Below are 18,322 nucleotides of genomic sequence, written 5' to 3' on the forward strand. Positions count from 1 at the left end.
ATGAGCTGGCGTTAATCAGAGCGGTAGCCCGGGTCGCGACGCAGAGCAACCAGGTCAGGCTCTGCTTCTATGTATTTGCTCGGGTACCCCAGCCGGAGTGCTTTTGTAATCGCCGCCAGCGCGAGAGAGCGTTTGCCCAAAAGTTCATAGGAAAGACCCGCGCGAAATTGGATGTCGGGACTGTTGGGCGAAAGCGTGACGGCTCGGGCTGCGAGCTCGAGAGCGCGGTTCGTGTCACCGGCACGAGCCGAATACAAACCCATGCGCGACACGAGAAGGACATCGTTCGGGGCGCGTTCGAGACGAGGAGCAAGCAGCCGGCGCGCCTTGTCGTAGGCCTGTCGTGCTTCCGGTGCGCGGCCTGGGATCCAGAGTAACGTGTCGCCGAGGTTGGCCCAGTTGAGGTACAAGCTCGGGTCGCCGTGTTCGGGTGACACTGCGTTTTCAAAGGCATCGGCTGCGCCGACGTAGTCTCCGCGCAGGAACAGTACATTGCCAAGGTTGGTGTAGAGGGTTGCGTAAGAGCGTAGCTGGAGCCCTTGTTGCAGCACGCGCGCAGCCTCGTCCAGCCGATTCTCGCGCAACAACGTGGCGGCGAGGTTGGCATAGGCGACCACCGCATCAGGCTCCAGCACGATACTGCGCCGGAATAGCTGTTCGGCCGCCGCGTCATTGCCTTGGTCATACTCGACGCTTCCGAGCTCATCAATAAAAACACGCTCCCGAGGGAAGCGGTGGATCGCCCCGGCCAATGTGGCACGAGCGTCTTGAAAGCGACGCGCGTGCCGTAGTGTTTCCGCCTTGACATACCAGGCGAAGTGATTCGCCGGGTCGAGCCGGAGCGCGCTGTCGCAGGCCGCAATGGCGTCGTCGAACCGTCCTTGTCCCGCGCGCACCGCGGCAGTCGCCACGTGAGCCAGTGCGAGCTGATCGTCCAGTTTGGCGGCTTGCTGCGCGCTCGCATCCGCTTTCTGAATCCAGGTTTCGTCCTGACTGTCGCCTGCAAAGCGCAGGCTCTCCACCAGCGAAATCCCGGCCACTGCCGCTGCATTTTGCGGCGTCCGCGCGAGGATACGTTCAAAATGGCGCTGCGCGGTGTCAAGTGCGCCGGGCCGGTCGAAGAACCTGAGCGAGGCCAGGCCCTGGTCCATCTCGACGGCTTCGGAATAGGGTGTGATCGCCTCATGCATCGTCATCTGGAGCGCAGCCAGATGCGGCTCGCCCCGCCACCACGCGATCCCGCCGATTGCGACGGTGACCAACGCACCGGCGGCGAACTTCGCCACACGTGGACGCAGGCGTCGATGCATTGCAGGTGTCGGCGAGTGTGTGTTCGGGGACGCTTTGCCGCCCGTCAGCTCCGCCAGTCGCTGAACGACCTCGTCCATGCTCGCGATCCGCTGCTCCGCCTGCCGCGCCGTCATCGCGCGTATCAGCGCAATCAACGGCGTGTCGAGACTGTCCGGATAATCCCACCCGTCGGACGACGTCTGGACGAGCGCGGCCGCGAGCGCCAGCCCGTGCAAGGTCGCGAAAGGCCGCTTGCCGCACACGAGTTCGTACAGAATGACGCCGAGCGCATACACGTCCGCGCGCGGATCGGGCGTCGCGCCCTGCAGGCGTTCGGGGGCCATGTAGGCGATCGTGCCCTGGGGGTCGGTCTGGCCCGTGGATGCGGTCGCGCCCAGCGACACGGTTTCCGTCGCCAGCGCGTCGTGGCGCAGCGCGAGGCCGAAATCGAGGATGCGTACGCGGCCGTCGTCCTCGACCATGAGGTTGGACGGCTTGATGTCGCCGTGCACGAGCCCGGATGCGTGCGCGGCGCGCATCGCTTCCGCGACCTGGCCGACGTAGTCCAGTGCGGTCGACACCGGCGCCGTGCCGTCCTGCAGGATCTGTTTCAGCGTGCGGCCGTGCACCAGTTCCATGACGATGAACTGGCCGGTCGCGTCGTCTTCGACGGCGTGGACGTTGACGAACGCCGGATGCCGCAGCGATGCGGCGAGACGCGCCTCATGCACGAGGTCGGTGCCGACGGAGCCGCCGTGGCGGATCGTCTTGATCGCGACGCTGCGGTGCAGCCGGGTGTCCCAGGCTTCGTAGACCTCGCCGAATCCTCCCTCGCCGAGACGGGCGCGGAATTCATAATGCCCCGGCTGCCCGGGCCGGCGCTTCGGTTCGGATGTTCCGTCTGTTTGAGGAAGAATGCTTGCCGCCATGACCGGAAATATGTGATGTACGGCAACATTATAGCGATAAAGCAACTCCGCGGAAGGGATATCGTGACCCGTCCGATAATATTTGTTGTGTTTTGGTCGACGGCTGGAATTAACTTCGCGCCGCCCGCTCCGGCGCCACGAACGCCAGCGCCTCCTCGAACGAGCGCAACACGATATCGACGTGCTCCTCGACGGTCGGTTGCGGCACCGGCGACTGGTCGAACGGCAGCTTGACGGTGGCCAGCAGTGCATCCGGCAGGTGGGTGCGCAGTTCCGCCGCCGCGTTCAGCCAGTCGCCCAGCCGTTCTTCGACCGGGTAGGGAAGGATCACGGTGGAGATCAGCTCCGCCTTTTCCGGTCCCGGGCGGTCCGCCGAGCCCAGCAGGGTGCTGCGGGCGTCGATGTCCGCTTCGCGCAGGGCGGAAACGAGCAGCTCGCTCATCAGTTCGTCGCGTTCCACCGCGAGGGCGGCGCACAGCACCACCGAGTGGGCCGGAACGTCGAGCGAGCCCTGCCACCGGCCTTGCCGGGTCTCGCGCATCTGGCGCAGGTAGGCGCCCAGGTTGGCGTCGAGCAGCGAGACGTCGCGCCGGCGCCGCGTGCGCGCGGGCGTGCGGCCTTCCGGGTTCAGGGTCGCGGCCACGCGCCCCATCGCGGCGCGCATGGTTTCCATCTGGCCGGCGTCGATGCGGCCGGCGCGCATGTCGGCACCGGCCAGCGCGAGGCCGGGCAGCAGCACCTTGTCGCAATAGCGCGCGAAGCTGGCGCGGCGCAGGTAGGCGTGGGCGTCGCGCACGATGGTGTCGCTGTCGGCCGTCAGCAGGCGCTGGTACAGGCGCTGGGCGCCGGAGACGTTCGGCGCGTCGCCCAGCAGGATCGTCACCGGCTCCAGGCCGCGCACGTGGCGTCCGGCCACGACGAAGCACAGGGTCAGCGGCGTCGACAGCAGCAGGCCGACGGGACCCCACATCGCGCCCCAGAACACGGCCGAGATGATCACGGCGAGCGGCGACAGGCCCGAGCTGTGGCCGTAGACTTTCGGCTCGACGACGTTGGCCACGAACAGTTCGAGCGCGACGAACAGGGCGATGCACGACAGCGCCAGTTGCCAGCCGGGGTCGATGGCCGCGACGAAGACGGCGATGACGGCGCCCGCCGCCATCACGCCCAGGTAGGGCACGAAGCGCAGCATGCCGGACAGTGCGCCCCACAGGCCCGCGTGCGGCACGCCGGCCAGCCACAGCAGCACGCCGATCAGCGTGCCGAAGGTCAGGTTCACGGTGAACTGCGACAGGAAGAAGCGCGACACGCCCTGCGCCGCGTCGCCCAGCGTGCGGATCGTGCGGTTGATTTCGGTCTGGCCGGCGAGCCGGATCAGGCGGTCGCGCAGCGAGTCGTGTTCGAGCGAGATGAAGACGAGCAGCACGAGCACGAGGCCCGCCTCGCCCAGCGGGCCCCAGGCCATCGCGAACAGCCGGGCGAGCGAGTCGCGCGTGGTCAGGCGCGGCTGGCGGATTTCGACGGGCAGCGGCTGCGTCGGGCTGACCGTCACCGTGTTGATGCCGCGCCGGCCGCTGACGGTGCCCCGTTCCTGCGGTTGCACGGCGCTGATCTCGGCCTCGATGCGGGCGAACGGCCGCTCCGTCAGCTCGCGCACGGCCGCGACCTTGGTGCGGATCGCGGCACGGTATTTCGGCAGGTCGCCCGTGACGGCCACGAGCTGGAAGGCGAGCACGATGCCCAGGCCGACGACGCACGTGCCGATCATCAGCACGGACAGCATCGTTGCCGGCACCTGGCCCAGGCCGATGCGGCGCAGGGTGCGGATCAGCGGCGCGATGACGAGGCTCAGGATCACCGCCAGCGCCAGCGGTTCGAGGACGTCGCGCCCGAAATAGAGCAGGCCGAGCACGCAGCAGGCGGTGACGATCGCGCTGGAGGTCAGGTGCTTGAACAGAGTGGAATCGCGCATTCGCGGCGGGCAAAGGCCCCAATGTAGCAAAAAAACGTGGCCGCAACCAAGTTTCGTAATGGAAATATTTTTCGGGTCGGGTAAACCGTCAGCGCGCGACGATCAGGCGCAGGCCCAGTGCGATGAAGATGGTGCCGGCGGCGCGGTCGAGCCACTGCCCGGCCCTGGGCCGGCGCGCCAGCCATTGGCCGATGGCGCCGGAGAAGAAGCCGAGCAGGCCGAACAATACGACGGCCTGCAGGGTGAACGTGAGGCCCAGCAGCGCCGTCTGCAGGTTGGCGTCGCCGCGCTGGGCGACGATGAACTGCGGCAGGAACGACAGGAAGAACAGGGCGACCTTGGGATTGATCGCATTCGCGAAGAGGCCCTTGAAAAACAGCTTGCGCGCCGGGTCGGCGGATGCCTGGTCCGCATCGATGCGGGCGCCGCCGCGGCTGCGGAGCGCGTGCCAGCCCATCCAGGCGAGGTACAGGCCGCCGCACACCTTGAGCGTCGTGAACGCCAGCGGCGACGCGGCGATGAGGGCGGACACGCCGATCACGGCCAGCAGCGTGTGGCTGAGGCAGCCGAGCGCGCACCCGAGCCCGAACGCGATGCCCCGCGCCCGGCCCTTCGACACGCCCACGCTCAAGACCATCATGTTGTCCGGCCCCGGCGTCAGCGTGAGCAGGATGGCGGTGGCGAGGAAGGCGAAGAATTGGTCGGGTGTCAGCATGGGCGGTTCCTGTTTAATGAGCAATGTTACCGTGGCTAGCTCAATTGCACCAGTGCGCGGAGAGATGGCGACAAAGAGGAGGGCGTTCGTGTACAGTGCGATTTTTACAAGCTTCTTCCGCATGCCCAGGCACAAGCACCAGCGTCCCATCCGCAACGCGACCGAACGCATCCTGAACGCCGTCCTGATGAATGGCTGGCTGGCCGGACTGAGCTACCGGCTCGGCGGCCAGGGACGCGTAGGCGTGACGTACCAGGACGTCGAGCTGGGGGCGGAACGACGGCTGGCGCAGCCGCTGCGCATCGGCTTCGCCTCCGATTTCCACGCCGGCCCGACGACGCATCCGGCGCTGTTCGACGACCTGCTGGCGGCGATCCGCGCCGAGCGTCCGGACGTGCTGCTGCTGGGCGGCGACTACGTGTCGTTCGACGCCCATAACGTCGACAGCCTGCGCGCCTTCCTGGAGGGCGTGCGGGCGCCGCTGGGCGTGTATGGCGTGGTGGGGAACCACGATATCTGGAACGGCCGCGGCGTCGTCGAGGATGCCCTGCGCGCGGCCGGCGTGGAGGTGCTCGTCAACCGCAACGCGGCGTTGCCGGCGCCGTTCGGCCACGTCAGCATATGCGGCATCGACGATCCGTGGACGGGCGACCCCTCCGCCGGCGCCACGTTCGACGGCGCGGGCGCCGTCCGGATCTACCTGATGCATTCGCCGGACGGCTTGTTCCGCCTGGAGCGCCAGCGCTTCGACGTCGGTTTCGCCGGCCATACCCACGGCGGCCAGATCGCGCTCCCGGACGGTGCGCCGCTGTTCCGCCCCAGCGGCCCGTGCTCGCGCGAATACACCTATGGCCGCTACGACCTGCCGGACAACGGACCGCTGATCGTCAGCCGCGGCGTCGGCTGTTCCGGCATTCCACTGCGGCTGAACGCCGATCCGGAACTCCTGGTCTGTACGCTGCGCTAGCTTTTTCGCGCGTGCCCGTTCGGCGGGGCCGTAAATATTGAGTATTTCCTTTGATTCTCGATAACAGAATGGAGATAATGGCACGCCGCTAAGTTCCTGACCGGCACTGTTTTTGCATGTCAGGCTGCTTGACGGTCCGAGCCCGAGGAGGAGACCCCCTTCGGCGTATGTATGTGCAGGCCAACCGCCTGCCCGCCGCGCGCACAATAATCAGGGACCGGGATCTATCTACTATCGATTGGAGAAAGCAGTGAGTCTTTTCAGAACCAAGAATCTCGACAACATGGTCGCAGCTTCCCGTACCCCGGGCGGGCTGAAGAAAGTGCTGGGGCCAACCGACCTCATCCTCATGGGCATCGGGGCGATCGTCGGCACCGGTATCTTCGTGCTGACCGGGACCGGCGCCTTGACGGCCGGACCGGCGCTGACCGTGTCGTTCATCGTCGCCGCCATCGCCTGCGGCTTCGCGGCCATGTGCTACGCGGAATTCGCGTCCACCGTACCGGTCGCCGGTTCGATCTATACCTACAGCTATGCCGTGCTGGGCGAACTCGTCGCCTGGATGATCGGCTGGGACTTGCTGCTCGAATACGGGCTGGCGACGTCGGCGGTGTCCGTCGGCTGGTCCGGCTATTTCCAGTCGCTGCTCTCCGGATTCGGCATCGCCATCCCGCAGGCGCTCAGCGCCGCGCCGGGCGCGCTGCCGGGCGTGCACACCATCATGAACCTGCCCGCGCTGTGCATCATGCTCGTGCTGACCGCGATGCTGTCGTGGGGTGTGCGGGAATCGGCCCGCGTCAACAACGTCATGGTCGTCATCAAGATCACCGTCGTGCTGCTGTTCATCTTCGTGGGCGTCAAGCATGTCACGCCGGCCAACTGGCACCCGTTCGCGCCGTTCGGCGGCAAGGGCATCATGGGCGCCGCCGCCGTCGTGTTCTTCGCATTCATCGGTTTCGATGCCGTCACGTCGGCCGCCGAGGAAGTCAAGCGCCCGGAACGCGACCTGCCGATCGGCATCATCGGTTCGCTGACCATCTGTACCATCCTGTACGTGATCGTGTCCGCGATCATGACCGGCATCGTTCCGTTCCGGCTGTTCGAGGGCCATATCGACCACCCCGTCTCGCTGGCGCTGCAGTATGCGGGCGAAAACTGGTTCTCCGGCTGGGTCGACCTGGGAGCGATCCTGGGCATGACCACCGTGATCCTCGTGATGGCGTACGGCCAGACCCGCATCATCTTCGCGATGTCGCGCGACGGCCTGCTGCCGGCCAGGCTGTCGACCGTGCACCCGAAATTCGGCACGCCGTTCTTCGCCACCTGGGTCGTGGGCATCCTGTTCGGCTTCATCGCCGCCTTCGTGCCGCTGAACGTGCTGGCCGAACTGGTCAACATCGGCACCCTGGCCGCGTTCTGCCTCGTCTCGGTCGCCGTGATCGTGCTGCGCAAGAAGCGCCCGGACCTCAAGCGCGCATTCCGCTGCCCGGGCGTGCCGATCGTGCCGGGCATCGCCGTCGTATTCTGCCTGGCGCTGATGTCGTTCCTGTCCGCGATCACCTGGGTGGCCTTCGGCATCTGGCTCGTGCTGGGCCTGATCGTCTATTTCGGCTATGCCCGTGCCCGTTCCGTGCTGAACGGCGCGACCCAGTCGTAAAAAGCATCGGGGCGGCGCGAGCCGCCTTCGTCGCCCGGGCGGCGCTGCGGCGCCGCCCGTCGTTTCCAGCCCCATCCGAACGATACAATTCTTGTAATCTCTGTCCGACATTCCGGAGGGAAGCGTACCGATTACGCCAATAACGCCGGGTCCGCATAATCGTGGTTGAACATTGACCACAAGATTTATTATGACCTCCACGTACGCCGTCGACAGCCAGCAACGCGCCGCCGCGCGCGATGCCCGTCCCGCCCAGGTGCCGGCCGCCAGGGCCCTGTATTTTTCCCTGCTGGACGATCCGGCCGGATGCCGCGCCGCGGCGCATGCGTTCCTGCAGGCGCAGATCGGGCTGGCGCGGGCCGAGCCGTGCGAATTGCCGGACGCGGTCTGGCAGCTTCAAGGCTGGATCCAGGGCCGCGCCGAGTCCGTCGGCATCGCCTACCGCGAATATCTGGCCGCACGCAAGAACGGCGCGCCGCGCCGCTACTTCACCAATAAGGCGCATGCGCTGTACTTCATCAAGGGCGTCGCGCCGACCAAGCTCGTCGACGGCGCCTGGCTGTACGGCCTGCTGCGGCGCTGGGACGATCCCGACTTCCACCCGCTGATCAAGACCTACCTCGAAGAGCTGGGCGACGGCGTCCCGGACAAGAACCACGTCACGTTGTACCGCCGCCTGCTCGCGGCGCACGGCTGCGAACACTGGGACGCGCTGCCCGAGGACCACTTCGTGCAGGGCGCGATCCAGCTGGCGCTGGCCCATCATGCGGACGATTTCCTGCCGGAGGTCGTGGGCTACAATCTCGGCTACGAGCAACTGCCGCTGCATCTGTTGATCACGGCGTACGAGTTGAACGAACTCGGGATCGATCCGTATTACTTCACCCTGCACGTCACGGTGGACAACGCCGGCAGCGGCCACGCGCACAAGGCCGTGCAGGCGCTGCGCAACCTGATGGCGCAGTCGTCCGACCCGGCCGCGTTCTTCGGGCGCGTGCTGGACGGCTACCGCCTGAACGACCTGGGCGCCTGCACGACGTCCGTCATCGGCGGGTTCGACCTGGAAGCGGAACTGGTCGAGATCTTCTCCGCGAAAGCGGCCATCGGCAAGAACATGCACTCGGATTACTGCCGGGTGGGCGGCCGCTCCGTCAACGACTGGCTGGCGGACCCGAAACAGATCCCCGCGTTCCTGACGGCGCTGGAAGACGCCGGCTGGATCCAGCGCGGCGAAGATGTCGAGCACAGCCGTTTCTGGCGCCTGATCCAGGGCGAGCGCGCCGAGATGTTCGGCGTATTTTCCAGCTACGAGCAGCAGGTGCTGCACGACTGGATCGCCACGCCACGGGCCGCGTCGGCCACGGCCCGCACCACCCGCGTGCTGAGCCACCGCGCCCGCCAGCGCACGCTCGACAGCCTCACGCAGCACGCGCAGCGCGGCGGTTATCCGGAGCGGGGCCTGATCCGGCGCCGCGCCGCGGACACCAGCGGCGACACCGAACTGCACCAGCTGGAACGGCGCGTGGCCGATGCGGCGGGCAAGCCGGAGGCGATGGCCATGCTGGCGCGCCTGATGTCGCCATCGGTGCATCATACCGCGGTGGGCCTGATGGCCACGCGGATGTATTCGCAATTGCTGGACGCCTGAGCACGACCGGGCGACACGAGGATATCCTGTGCAAATACTCGAACAACGCTTCCTGCGCGGACCCAACATCCACGCCGCCACCCCGTGCCTGTTGTCCGTGCTGGACCTGGACGACCTGTACGGCATCTCCACGCGCGACCTCCCGCGCTTCAACGACGCGCTGCTCGACCTGCTGCCGTCGCTGGCCGACTACCTCGTGCCGACGGGTCAGCCGGGCGGCTTCGCGCAGCGCCTGCGCGAAGGGACGTATCTCGCCCGCGTGATCGAACACGTGACACTGGGCCTGCAATGCCTGGCCGGCGCGCCGGTCGCATTCGGGCGCACGCGGCCCGTGACCGGCGAGCCGGGCCAGTTCCGCATCGTCTGCGCCTACCAGCTGGAAAAGGTCGCGCAGCCGGCGTTCGCGCTGGCCGTGGACATCGTCGACGCGCTCGCGCACGACGAACCGTTCGACCTGGCGCCGCGCCTGGACGAGCTGCGCGCGCTGACGGAACACTATGCCGTCGGCACGAGCACGGCCGCCGTGCTGGCCGCCGCGCAGGACCGGGGCATTCCGGTCACGCGCATCACGGAGGACGCCAACCTGTTCCAGCTGGGCTGGGGCGTGAAGCAGAAACGCATCCAGGCCACGGTCACGGGCGACACCGGGACCATCGCCGTGCGCATCGCCGGCGACAGGCAGCTGGCCAGGCGCCTGCTGGCCGAGGCGGGCGTGCCCGTGCCGGAGGGCGAAGCCGTCGCCACGGTCGAAGACGCGCTGCGCGTGGCGCGCGAGCTGGGCGCGCCGGTGACGGTCAAGCCGCTCGACGCCACCGAGGGCGAAGGCGTCACGGTTGCATGCGGCACGGACGACGAGATCGAGCGGGCCTACGTTCATGCGCGCACATTCGGCCGCCACGTCATCGTCGAACGCTGCATCGACGGCGCGGCGTACCGCATCCTGGTCGCGGGCGGCAAGGTCGCGGCGGCGTCGCTGCGGCCCGCGCACGCCGGCGGCACGGCCGACGACGTGACGGCGCTGCTGCCGGAATCCACGCGCCGCCTGTGCGTGCGCGCGGCCGCGAAGATCGGGCTGGACGTGGCGGGCATCGACATCGTCTGCCGCGACATCGCCGTGCCGCTGGCCGACCAGGGCGGCGCCGTGGTCGGCCTGCACGCGGCGCCCGGCCTGGACCTGCACCGGGAGCCCGGCGGCGCGGCGCGCGACGCGGCCGACGCCATCGTCACGGGGCTGATGGGCGATTCGGACGGCCGGATTCCGATCATCGCCTGCACGGGCACGAACGGCAAGACGACGACCACGCTGCTGATGGCGCACACGGCGCGCCTGGCGGGCCGCGTGACCGGCGTGGCGACGACGCACGGCGTCACCATCGGCGGCAAGGAAGTCACGAAGGGCGATTGCACGGGCTACTGGTCGGCGCGGACCGTGCTCTCGTCGCCGGACGTCGAGTTCGCGGTGCTGGAGACGGCGCGCGGCGGCATCCTCAAGCGCGGCCTGGCGTTCGACCGCTGCGACGTCGGCATGGTGCTGAACGTGGCGCCGGACCACCTGGGGCTGGACGGCGTCGACACCGTCGAAGACCTCGCGCAGGTGAAGGCCGTCGTGGCGCTGGCCGCGCGCCGCGCCGTCGTGCTGAACGCCGAGGACCCGCTGTGCGTGGCGATGGCGCGCCGCGTGCACCCCGACGTGGAGGTCGTGTATTTCTCGATGGAGGCCGACAGTCCGGTGCTGCTGCGCCACCTGGAGGAGGGCGGCTGTGCGGTCTACCTGCAGGACAATTCGATCGTCGTGGCCGACGCCACCTACCATCAGGAGTTGCTGCGGGTGGAGACGATGCCCATCGCGTTCGGCGGCCGCGCGCGCTACAACATCGCGAACGGCCTCGCGGCGGCGGCCGGGCTCATGGCGGCGGGGTTCAACAGTCTGCAGATCGCCACGGGCCTGTCGACGTTCGTCAGCGACGGCAAGACGAACCCGCTGCGCACGAACGTGTTCGACGTGCGCGGCGTGACGGTCATCGTCGACTATGCCCACAACCCGGCGGCCTACACGGCCCTGGCCGAGTTGGCGCGCGCGCTGCTGCCCGGCCAGCTGGTGGGCATCGTGACGGCGCCGGGCGACCGCCGCGACGCCGACCTGTTCGAGGTGGGCCGCGTGTGCGCCGCCCGCTTCGACGAACTGGTCGTGTACGAATCGGCCAGCCGCGGCCGCGACTACGGCGCCGCCGTCGACCTGATCCTGCAGGGCGCCGAGGACGTCGTCGGCAAGACCGACACCCTGCACCGCGAACTGGACGTGGGAGAAGCGATCCGCCTCGGCCTGTCGCTGTGCCGGCGCGGGGACGTGCTCGTGTTCGCGTGCGGGTCGTCGCTCGACGTGTTCGTGGAGGCGATCCGCCAGGCGGACCCGGAGAGCGCGGCAAGGATCGCGGCGCAGGTCGGGTAGGGCGGACGGCGCGCCGTCCACCCGTTCACATCACGTGTTCAGACGGCCCCGGCTTCGATCCGGCTCGCCGTCGCCGGCGACGTGGGCCGGATCGCTTCGGTGAGCTCCGTGATCGACGACCCGCACCCGAATACGAGCACGTCGCCAGGGACGCAGCGCGCGAGGCCCGCGCGGATTGCCTCATGCGCGTTCAGCTGCACCTGCAGGTGATCGGCCTCGAATTTGCCGACGTGCGCCCCCTGCACGAGGAGCGCCGCCACCTCGCCGGCCGCACGGCCGCGATTCTCCGTCTCGTACACGACCAGTTCGTCGAAGCCGGCCGCGCAGGTCTCGCCGAGCGCGATCAGGTCTTCGTCGCGGCGGTCGCCGGGGGACGCGACGACGCCCACGAGACGGCCCGGCGTCAGTGCGCGCGCCGTCTCGGCCAGCGCCGCGTATGCGGCCGTGTTGTGCGCGTTGTCGAAGATGACCGTGACGCCGTCGACGTCGAACACGTTCGAGCGCAGCGGGTTGTGCTTCCAGTCGGAGACGAACGTGCGCAGGCCGGCCGCGATCTCGGGGTTGCCGAAGCCCGTCGCGGCCAGCGCGGCGGCGGCGGCCAGCCCGTTGGCGATGTTGTAGCGCGCCGCGCCCCGCATCGTGCACGGCATCGTGCGCACGTCCAGCAGCGCGTCGTGGCGCGTGCCGTTCGCCAGCACGATCATATTGTCTTCCAGGTAGACGGCGCGGCCGCCGTTTTCCAGGTGGCGCAGCAGCACGGGGTTGTCGGCGTCGAGCGCGAAGTACAGGATCTCCACGGCGTGGCGCAGGCTCGATGCCATCGCGACGCAATGGTCGTCCTCGGCGTTCAGCACGACGGCGCGGCGCGCCCGCTCGGCGATGACGTATTTGACGCGCGCCAGTTCCTCGACCGTGTCGATGCCGTCCAGGCCCAGGTGGTCGGCCGAGACGTTCAGCACGACCGCGACGTCGCACTGGTCGAACGCGAGCCCGTGCTCGAGGATGCCGCCGTGCGCCGTCTCCAGCACGGCGAAGTCGACGTCCGGCGCGGCGAGCACGGTGCGCGCCGGGCGGTAGCCCGTGCAGTCGCCTTTCGCGATGCGCTCGCCGTCGACGTACACGCCTTCCGTCGTCGTGACGCCGGTGGACAGGCCGGCGAGGCGCGTCGCGTGGGCGATCAGGAGGCTCGTCGTCGTCTTGCCGTTCGTGCCCGTCACGGCCACGACGGGAATGCGGCCGTCGTCCTCGCCGAACAGCGCGTCGACGATGGCGGCGCCCGCGTCGCGCGGCGTGCCGCGGCTCGGATACTGGTGCATGCGGATGCCCGGCGCCGCGTTGACTTCGATGATGCCGCCGTTCTGGTCGCGCAGCGGCCGGGCGATGTCCTGGCAGACGATGTCGATGCCGGCGACGTCCAGGCCGATCGTGCGCGCGGCGCGGATGCAGATGTCGCGGGTCTCTTCCGGCAGCAGGTCGGTCACGTCCTCCGCCGTGCCGCCGGTCGACAGGTTCGCGTTGCCGCGCAGGTCGACCTGCGTACCGGCCGCCGGGACGGTATCGAGGTCGTGGCCCTGCCGTGCCAGTACCTGCAGCGCGAGGTCGTCCAGCGGGATTTTGGTCAGGATGTTGGCGTGGCCGTCGCCGCGCGCCGGGTTGCGGTTTTCGGCTTCGACGAGCTCGCGCACCGTCGACACGCCGTCGCCCGTCACGTGCGGCGGACGGCGCCACGACGCGGCGGCGACCTTGCGGCCGGCGACGAGCACGCGGTAGTCGCGGCCCTGCAGATGTTCTTCGACGATCACCTGGGGCCCGTACTGGCGGGCGAAGTCGAATGCGCGCGCGATGTCGTCCGGCGTCGCGCAGGCGACCGTGACGCCCTTGCCCTGGTTCGCATCCAGCGGCTTCACGGTGACGGCGCCGCCGAGCCGGCGCGCCACGCACAGCGCCGCATCCGGCGTGGTGACGGTGGCGCCGGCCGGCACGGGCACGCCGGCCTGGTCGAGCAGGGTCTTGGTGAGCTGCTTGTCGCCGGCGATGCCGACGGCCACGTGGTTGGTGGCGCCGGTGATCGTCGCCTGCAGGCGTTTCTGGCGGCTGCCCCAGCCCAGCTGGAACAGGTTCGCTTCCTCGGTCAGGCGCAGGCTCGGGATGCCGCGCCGGTGCGCGGCGGCCAGCACGGCGGCCGTGCTCGTGCCGATGGCGTGGCGGTGCGCGGTGTCGCGCAGCTCGTCCAGGGCCGCGTCGAGGTCGAAGGCGTCCTGGCGCGCGCAGGCCCTGATCAATGCCGCGGCCGTGCGCAGCGCCTGTCCGGCCACCTGCTCGATCGTGTAGCCGCAGACGACGCGTGCCCGCTGCGGCCGGGCGGGGTCGGTCAGCATCAGGCTGAACGGGCCGGGCGCGCCCGCCAGGCGCTGCAATTCCATCACGACGGGTTCGAGGGCCTCGTGCGCGGCCTGGCAATCGGACAGGCGCGCGGCCGCCTCGAAGGAAATCGCAGGCAACAGGGCCAGCAGGCGGCTGCCGAGGCCGGCGGCGTTCTGCTGCGCGGCGGTGTCGACGATGGCCAGCAGGCAGGGCGTCGCGGCATACAGGCTCGGACCGCGCAGGAAGCGATGTTCTGCGATTTTCATGAGATCGGATTCCGTTTCGTGATGTTTTCCAAAAACTCGAGCAGCGGCGGGGGAATGCGGCGGGCGTCCGCCGTGCCGCCGGCGCCCGGCAGGGCATACCGGCTGCCGGCCGGGAGCAGGTGCAGGCGCACGTCGATCAGTTCCGGCGTCGCGTGGTCGGCGATCTCCGCCACGTTCGTCGACATCGAGCGGCCGTCCACGATGGTGACGGCGCCTTCGCCCAGCACCTCGATGCCGACACCGCGTTCGACGACGAGCGCGGTGTCCTCGTCGATGCCGATGCCCTGCAAATACGGGTTCTGCGCCACGACGGACAATAGCCGCGACAGGCGCTGGCGCTCGGAGAAATGCTGGTCGATGACGACCCTGTGCAGGAAGCCGAGGCCCGCGCCCAGGCTCACCGAGCCCTTTTCCGGATGCAGCTCGGCGCGGCCCTGGGCCAGCATGTGGCCGGACATCGCGGACGCGCCGGCGCTCGTGCCGCCGATGCAGGCGCCGCGCAGCTTGAGGGCGGCGTGCATGGCGGCGTCGAGCGCGGTGCCGCCGACGATGGCGAGCAGGCGTTTCTGGTCGCCGCCCGTCATGAAGATGCCGTCCGCGTCGGCGACGTCGCGGATGAGCGCCTCGTCGTTGGCGTCGTGGCGGCTTTGCAGGTGCAGGTGCACGTGGCGGGTGACGCAGAGGTCGCTGAACGCGCGGTCGTACGTCTCCCACATGTGTTCGCACGCGGCGCTGGCCGCCGTGATGACGACGATCTTGGCGGACGGACCGCCGCACAGTTCGACGAAGCGCGTGAGGATCGCCATGTCGTCCTGCTTGTCCTCGCCGCCGCCGATGATGACGAGGTGGCCGTGGCTTCCGGCCACCCGGTCGGCCTGTTCGGCCTCGGCGATGGCGCTCTGCTCCTGGGCGGTCATGGCGCGACGATCCTCGCGCTGGGCATGTCCTGGTTGCTGTGGCTGCCCGCGTCGGTGCGGCTGGCGGCGATCAGGCCGACCGGCACCTTGGGATCGAACAGGTCCACGCCGCGCCTGAGCGCCTGGTCGAGCGGCATGCCGTCTTCGATCCAGCCGTAGACGGTGCGCGCCAGCAGGTGGCGCACGATCTGTTCGCCGATGCCGGTGGCGGCGACCGCGCCCGCCGGGCCGGCATAGAAGCCGCTGCCGATGATCGGGGTGTCGCCCACGCGGCCCAGCAGCGACGGTGCCGAACCGCCGGTGGACAGCGCCACGGCGAAATGGCCGTCCGGGCCGCGCACGACGGCGCCGACCGTGTCGCAGGCCGCGTGCGCGGGCAGGTCGAGCGGCGTCTGGTAATTCCAGAAGCGCAGGAACGCTTTCGCTTCCGGCGACAGGCCCGGCATCGCGGGCACGCGGCCGGCCAGTTCGCGGACGACCTTGGCGTGGGCGGCGCGCTGGCGCTCCGAAATCGTCGTGTGGGCCGGATGGCCGATGGCGGCGGCGAAGCGGTTCGCGCCGTCGCCCGCCAGCAGCCAGTGCGGCGTCTCGGCGACGGCCCGCGCCAGCAAGACCGGGTTCTTGACGCCCTGCACGCAGGCGACGGCGCCGAGGCGGCCGCGGGTGTCCATGATGGAGGCATCCATTTCGACGGTCGCGCCGTCCAGGCACAGGACCGATCCGCTGCCCGCGTTGAAGCGGCCGTCGTCTTCCATCGACGCGACCGCGGCGATGGCGGCGTCGAGGGCGTCCGCGCTGATCGTCAGTTCTTCCACGGCCAGTTGCGCCGCGCGCGCGCAGCCGTCGGCGTACGCGCGGGGACTGCCGGCGCCGCCGTGCACGACGATTGCATATCCTTGCGTCACACTCATGTTGTTATTTTCTCCTTGCAACACTTGCCCCGTGCGCGCGCTGATGCGATGCGGCACGGCAGATACCGAATTATGCAAAACATAAACTATTAGAAACATCGGTAGCGTGGCCGTGTGGTTGTCGGACGCGGCTTACACGGCTCAGTCGGGCAGGCTGGCGCTCCGCTAGCGCATCGCGGACACGCTGCGCAGCGCCTGGCGCAGCTCGCCGGCCACCTGGCGGCGCCGGCTGTCGTCGACGAAGCGGCCGATCTCGACCTTGACGCCGCGCGATTCCAGCCGGATGAGCGCGCGCGGGCGTTCGTCCGGCACGACGACGCGGGTCCACAGCGGATCGAGCCGGACGAGCTCGCGCCTGTCGGCCTGCACGCATGTGACGAGCAGGCCGGATTCGGACAGCGCGATGCGCTCGTGGTCGGTCGCATGGCGCGCATGGACCAGCATGGCGAGACCGACGAGCGCCAGTTCGAGCAGGGAAAATGCGAGTACGCACCAGATGCCGTGGACCAGGAAGCCGACGGCGACGGCGAGCGAGCCGACGCACAGGACGGCATAGGCGCGTGCGACCTGGCGCGGGGACAGCGAGCAGTTGCGCCGCAATGTCCATTCGCGCGTCATGGCGGGCCCCGCGGGATCACTTGACGAGCGGCGGCGTCTCGAAGGTGTGAAACGGCGCCGGGCTCGGCACGGTCCATTCGAGGCCTTCCGCTCCCTCCCAGGGCTTGGGCGGCGCGGGCGGCCCGCCGCGGACGTTCGGGATCACGACCCGGAACAGCCAGTACACCTGGGAGAGCCCGAACAGGAAGGCGCCGGCCGACGTCAGGGCGTGGAAGTCGGTGAACTGGACGGGATAGTCGGCATAGCGGCGCGGCATGCCGGCCAGCCCGAGGAAATGCATCGGGAAGAAGGTCACGTTGACCCAGACGAGCGAGTTCCAGAAATGGAATCGTCCCCGCCGTTCGTCGATCATGTGTCCCGTCCATTTCGGCGCCCAATAGTAATAGCCGGCGAACAGGGCGAACAGCGACCCCGCCACCAGCACATAATGGAAGTGCGCGACCACGTAGTAAGTATCCTGCATCTGGATGTCGACGGGCGCCACGGAGAGGATGAGCCCCGTGAAGCCGCCGATCGTGAAGACCCAGATGAAGCCGACGGCGAACAGCATCGGCGTTTCGAAACTGAGCGAGCCCTTCCACATCGTCGCGACCCAGTTGAACACCTTGACGCCGGTCGGTACGGCCACGAGCATCGTCGCGTACATGAAGAACAGCTGGCCGGTGACGGGCATGCCGGTCGTGAACATGTGGTGCGCCCACACGATGAACGAGATGATGGCGATGGCGGCCGTGGCGTACACCATCGACGCATAGCCGAACAGGGGCTTGCGCGCGAACGCGGGAATCACCTGGGAGATGATGCCGAAGCCGGGCAGGATCATGATGTAGACCTCGGGGTGGCCGAAGAACCAGAAGACGTGCTGGAACATGACGGGGTCGCCGCCGCCGGCCGCGTTGAAGAAGGTGGTGCCGAAATGGCGGTCGGTGAGGATCATCGTGACGGCCGTCGCCAGCACGGGCATCACGGCGATCAGGAGGTAGGCCGTGATCAGCCAGGTCCAGCAGAACATCGGCATCTTCATCAGCGACATGCCGGGCGCGCGCAGGTTCAGGATCGTCGTCACGATGTTGATGGCGCCCATGATGGACGACACGCCCATCAGGTGGACGGCGAAGATGGTCATGTCCATGCCGGGGCCCATCTGGACCGACAGCGGCGGGTACATCGTCCATCCGGACGCGGGCGCGCCGCCGGGCACGAAGAAGGCGCCGAGCAGCAGCAGGGCGGCGGGCGCCAGCAGCCAGAACGAGAAATTGTTCATGCGGGCGAACGCCATGTCGGCCGCGCCCACCTGCAGCGGCACCATCCAGTTGGCGAAGCCGACGAAGGCGGGCATGATGGCGCCGAAGATCATCACGAGGCCGTGCAGGGTGACGAACTGGTTGTACAGTTCGGGCTCGAAGAACTGGATGCCGGGCTGGAACAGCTCGAGGCGGATCAGCAGCGCCAGCACCCCGCCGGCCATGAACATGACGAGCGCGAACCAGAGGTACAGGGTGCCGATGTCCTTGTGATTCGTGGCGAGCAGCCAGCGGCGCCAGCCGTGGGGGTGGACGTGCGCGCCGGCATGGGTGCCGCCGGGGGCGAAATCGGAACTGCCGGCCGTGGTGGGCATG

General features: G+C 68.7%; 12 protein-coding genes. 4 read left to right on the top strand and 8 right to left on the bottom strand.

Annotated elements, in window-relative coordinates; translation table 11 throughout:
- Positions 1-11: 11 nt before the first annotated feature.
- The 3 genes from ASC93_RS19835 to ASC93_RS19845 form a co-directional block, all read right to left on the bottom strand.
- Entirely contained in the window at positions 12-2,219 is a 2,208-nt protein-coding gene (locus tag ASC93_RS19835) for a serine/threonine-protein kinase (RefSeq protein ID WP_056446348.1), read from the bottom strand.
- A gap of 109 nt (positions 2,220-2,328) precedes the next feature.
- Complete coding sequence (locus tag ASC93_RS19840; RefSeq protein WP_056446351.1) at positions 2,329-4,191, bottom strand: AI-2E family transporter; 1,863 nt, start codon at positions 4,189-4,191, stop codon at positions 2,329-2,331.
- Positions 4,192-4,279: 88 nt separating this feature from the next.
- The gene (locus ASC93_RS19845) at positions 4,280-4,906 is read right to left on the bottom strand and encodes a LysE family translocator (protein ID WP_056446354.1); all 627 of its coding nucleotides are present in this window, start codon (positions 4,904-4,906) and stop codon (positions 4,280-4,282) included.
- Between the two features lie 88 nt (positions 4,907-4,994).
- Here ASC93_RS19845 and ASC93_RS19850 point away from each other — a divergent pair, with 88 nt between their 5' ends.
- The 4 genes from ASC93_RS19850 to ASC93_RS19865 all read left to right on the top strand — a co-directional run bounded on the left by ASC93_RS19850 (position 4,995) and on the right by ASC93_RS19865 (position 11,627).
- A complete protein-coding gene (locus ASC93_RS19850; protein WP_229412806.1) occupies positions 4,995-5,873 on the top strand; it encodes a metallophosphoesterase in 879 nt (292 codons plus the stop codon).
- A gap of 250 nt (positions 5,874-6,123) precedes the next feature.
- Complete coding sequence (locus tag ASC93_RS19855) at positions 6,124-7,530, top strand: amino acid permease (RefSeq protein WP_056446357.1); 1,407 nt, start codon at positions 6,124-6,126, stop codon at positions 7,528-7,530.
- 190 nt (positions 7,531-7,720) lie between these two features.
- Positions 7,721-9,178, top strand: coding sequence for an iron-containing redox enzyme family protein (locus ASC93_RS19860; protein WP_056446360.1), 1,458 nt, complete (start codon positions 7,721-7,723; stop codon positions 9,176-9,178).
- Between the two features lie 28 nt (positions 9,179-9,206).
- Positions 9,207-11,627, top strand: a complete 2,421-nt coding sequence (locus ASC93_RS19865; protein ID WP_056446363.1) for a Mur ligase family protein — start codon at positions 9,207-9,209, stop codon at positions 11,625-11,627.
- A gap of 38 nt (positions 11,628-11,665) precedes the next feature.
- Here the strand turns inward: ASC93_RS19865 and cphA are convergent, their stop codons facing one another.
- The 5 genes from cphA to ctaD form a co-directional block, all read right to left on the bottom strand.
- A complete protein-coding gene (gene cphA / locus ASC93_RS19870) occupies positions 11,666-14,257 on the bottom strand; it encodes a cyanophycin synthetase (RefSeq protein ID WP_056446364.1) in 2,592 nt (863 codons plus the stop codon).
- Complete coding sequence (locus tag ASC93_RS19875; protein WP_056446367.1) at positions 14,254-15,174, bottom strand: cyanophycinase; 921 nt, start codon at positions 15,172-15,174, stop codon at positions 14,254-14,256. The genes cphA and ASC93_RS19875 overlap by 4 nt, the downstream gene beginning before the upstream one ends.
- The gene (locus tag ASC93_RS19880; protein WP_056446370.1) at positions 15,171-16,085 is read right to left on the bottom strand and encodes an isoaspartyl peptidase/L-asparaginase; all 915 of its coding nucleotides are present in this window, start codon (positions 16,083-16,085) and stop codon (positions 15,171-15,173) included. The genes ASC93_RS19875 and ASC93_RS19880 overlap by 4 nt, the downstream gene beginning before the upstream one ends.
- A gap of 165 nt (positions 16,086-16,250) precedes the next feature.
- A complete protein-coding gene (locus tag ASC93_RS19885; protein ID WP_056446373.1) occupies positions 16,251-16,703 on the bottom strand; it encodes a DUF2244 domain-containing protein in 453 nt (150 codons plus the stop codon).
- 16 nt (positions 16,704-16,719) lie between these two features.
- Positions 16,720-18,321, bottom strand: a complete 1,602-nt coding sequence (gene ctaD / locus ASC93_RS19890) for a cytochrome c oxidase subunit I (protein ID WP_056446376.1) — start codon at positions 18,319-18,321, stop codon at positions 16,720-16,722.
- Position 18,322: the final 1 nt, after the last annotated feature.

It is taken from the genome of Massilia sp. Root335 (genome assembly GCF_001425685.1).
Taxonomy (GTDB): Bacteria; Pseudomonadota; Gammaproteobacteria; order Burkholderiales; family Burkholderiaceae_D; genus Telluria; species Telluria luteola.

Coding starts and splice junctions, on each gene's coding strand:
- ASC93_RS19835 (WP_056446348.1), bottom strand. CDS start 2,219: ATGGCGGCAAGCATTCTTCCTCAAACAGACGGAACATCCGAACCGAAG.
- ctaD (WP_056446376.1), bottom strand. CDS start 18,321: ATGCCCACCACGGCCGGCAGTTCCGATTTCGCCCCCGGCGGCACCCAT.
- ASC93_RS19885 (WP_056446373.1), bottom strand. CDS start 16,703: ATGACGCGCGAATGGACATTGCGGCGCAACTGCTCGCTGTCCCCGCGC.
- ASC93_RS19875 (WP_056446367.1), bottom strand. CDS start 15,174: ATGACCGCCCAGGAGCAGAGCGCCATCGCCGAGGCCGAACAGGCCGAC.
- ASC93_RS19845 (WP_056446354.1), bottom strand. CDS start 4,906: ATGCTGACACCCGACCAATTCTTCGCCTTCCTCGCCACCGCCATCCTG.
- ASC93_RS19880 (WP_056446370.1), bottom strand. CDS start 16,085: ATGAGTGTGACGCAAGGATATGCAATCGTCGTGCACGGCGGCGCCGGC.
- ASC93_RS19860 (WP_056446360.1), top strand. CDS start 7,721: ATGACCTCCACGTACGCCGTCGACAGCCAGCAACGCGCCGCCGCGCGC.
- cphA (WP_056446364.1), bottom strand. CDS start 14,257: ATGAAAATCGCAGAACATCGCTTCCTGCGCGGTCCGAGCCTGTATGCC.
- ASC93_RS19840 (WP_056446351.1), bottom strand. CDS start 4,191: ATGCGCGATTCCACTCTGTTCAAGCACCTGACCTCCAGCGCGATCGTC.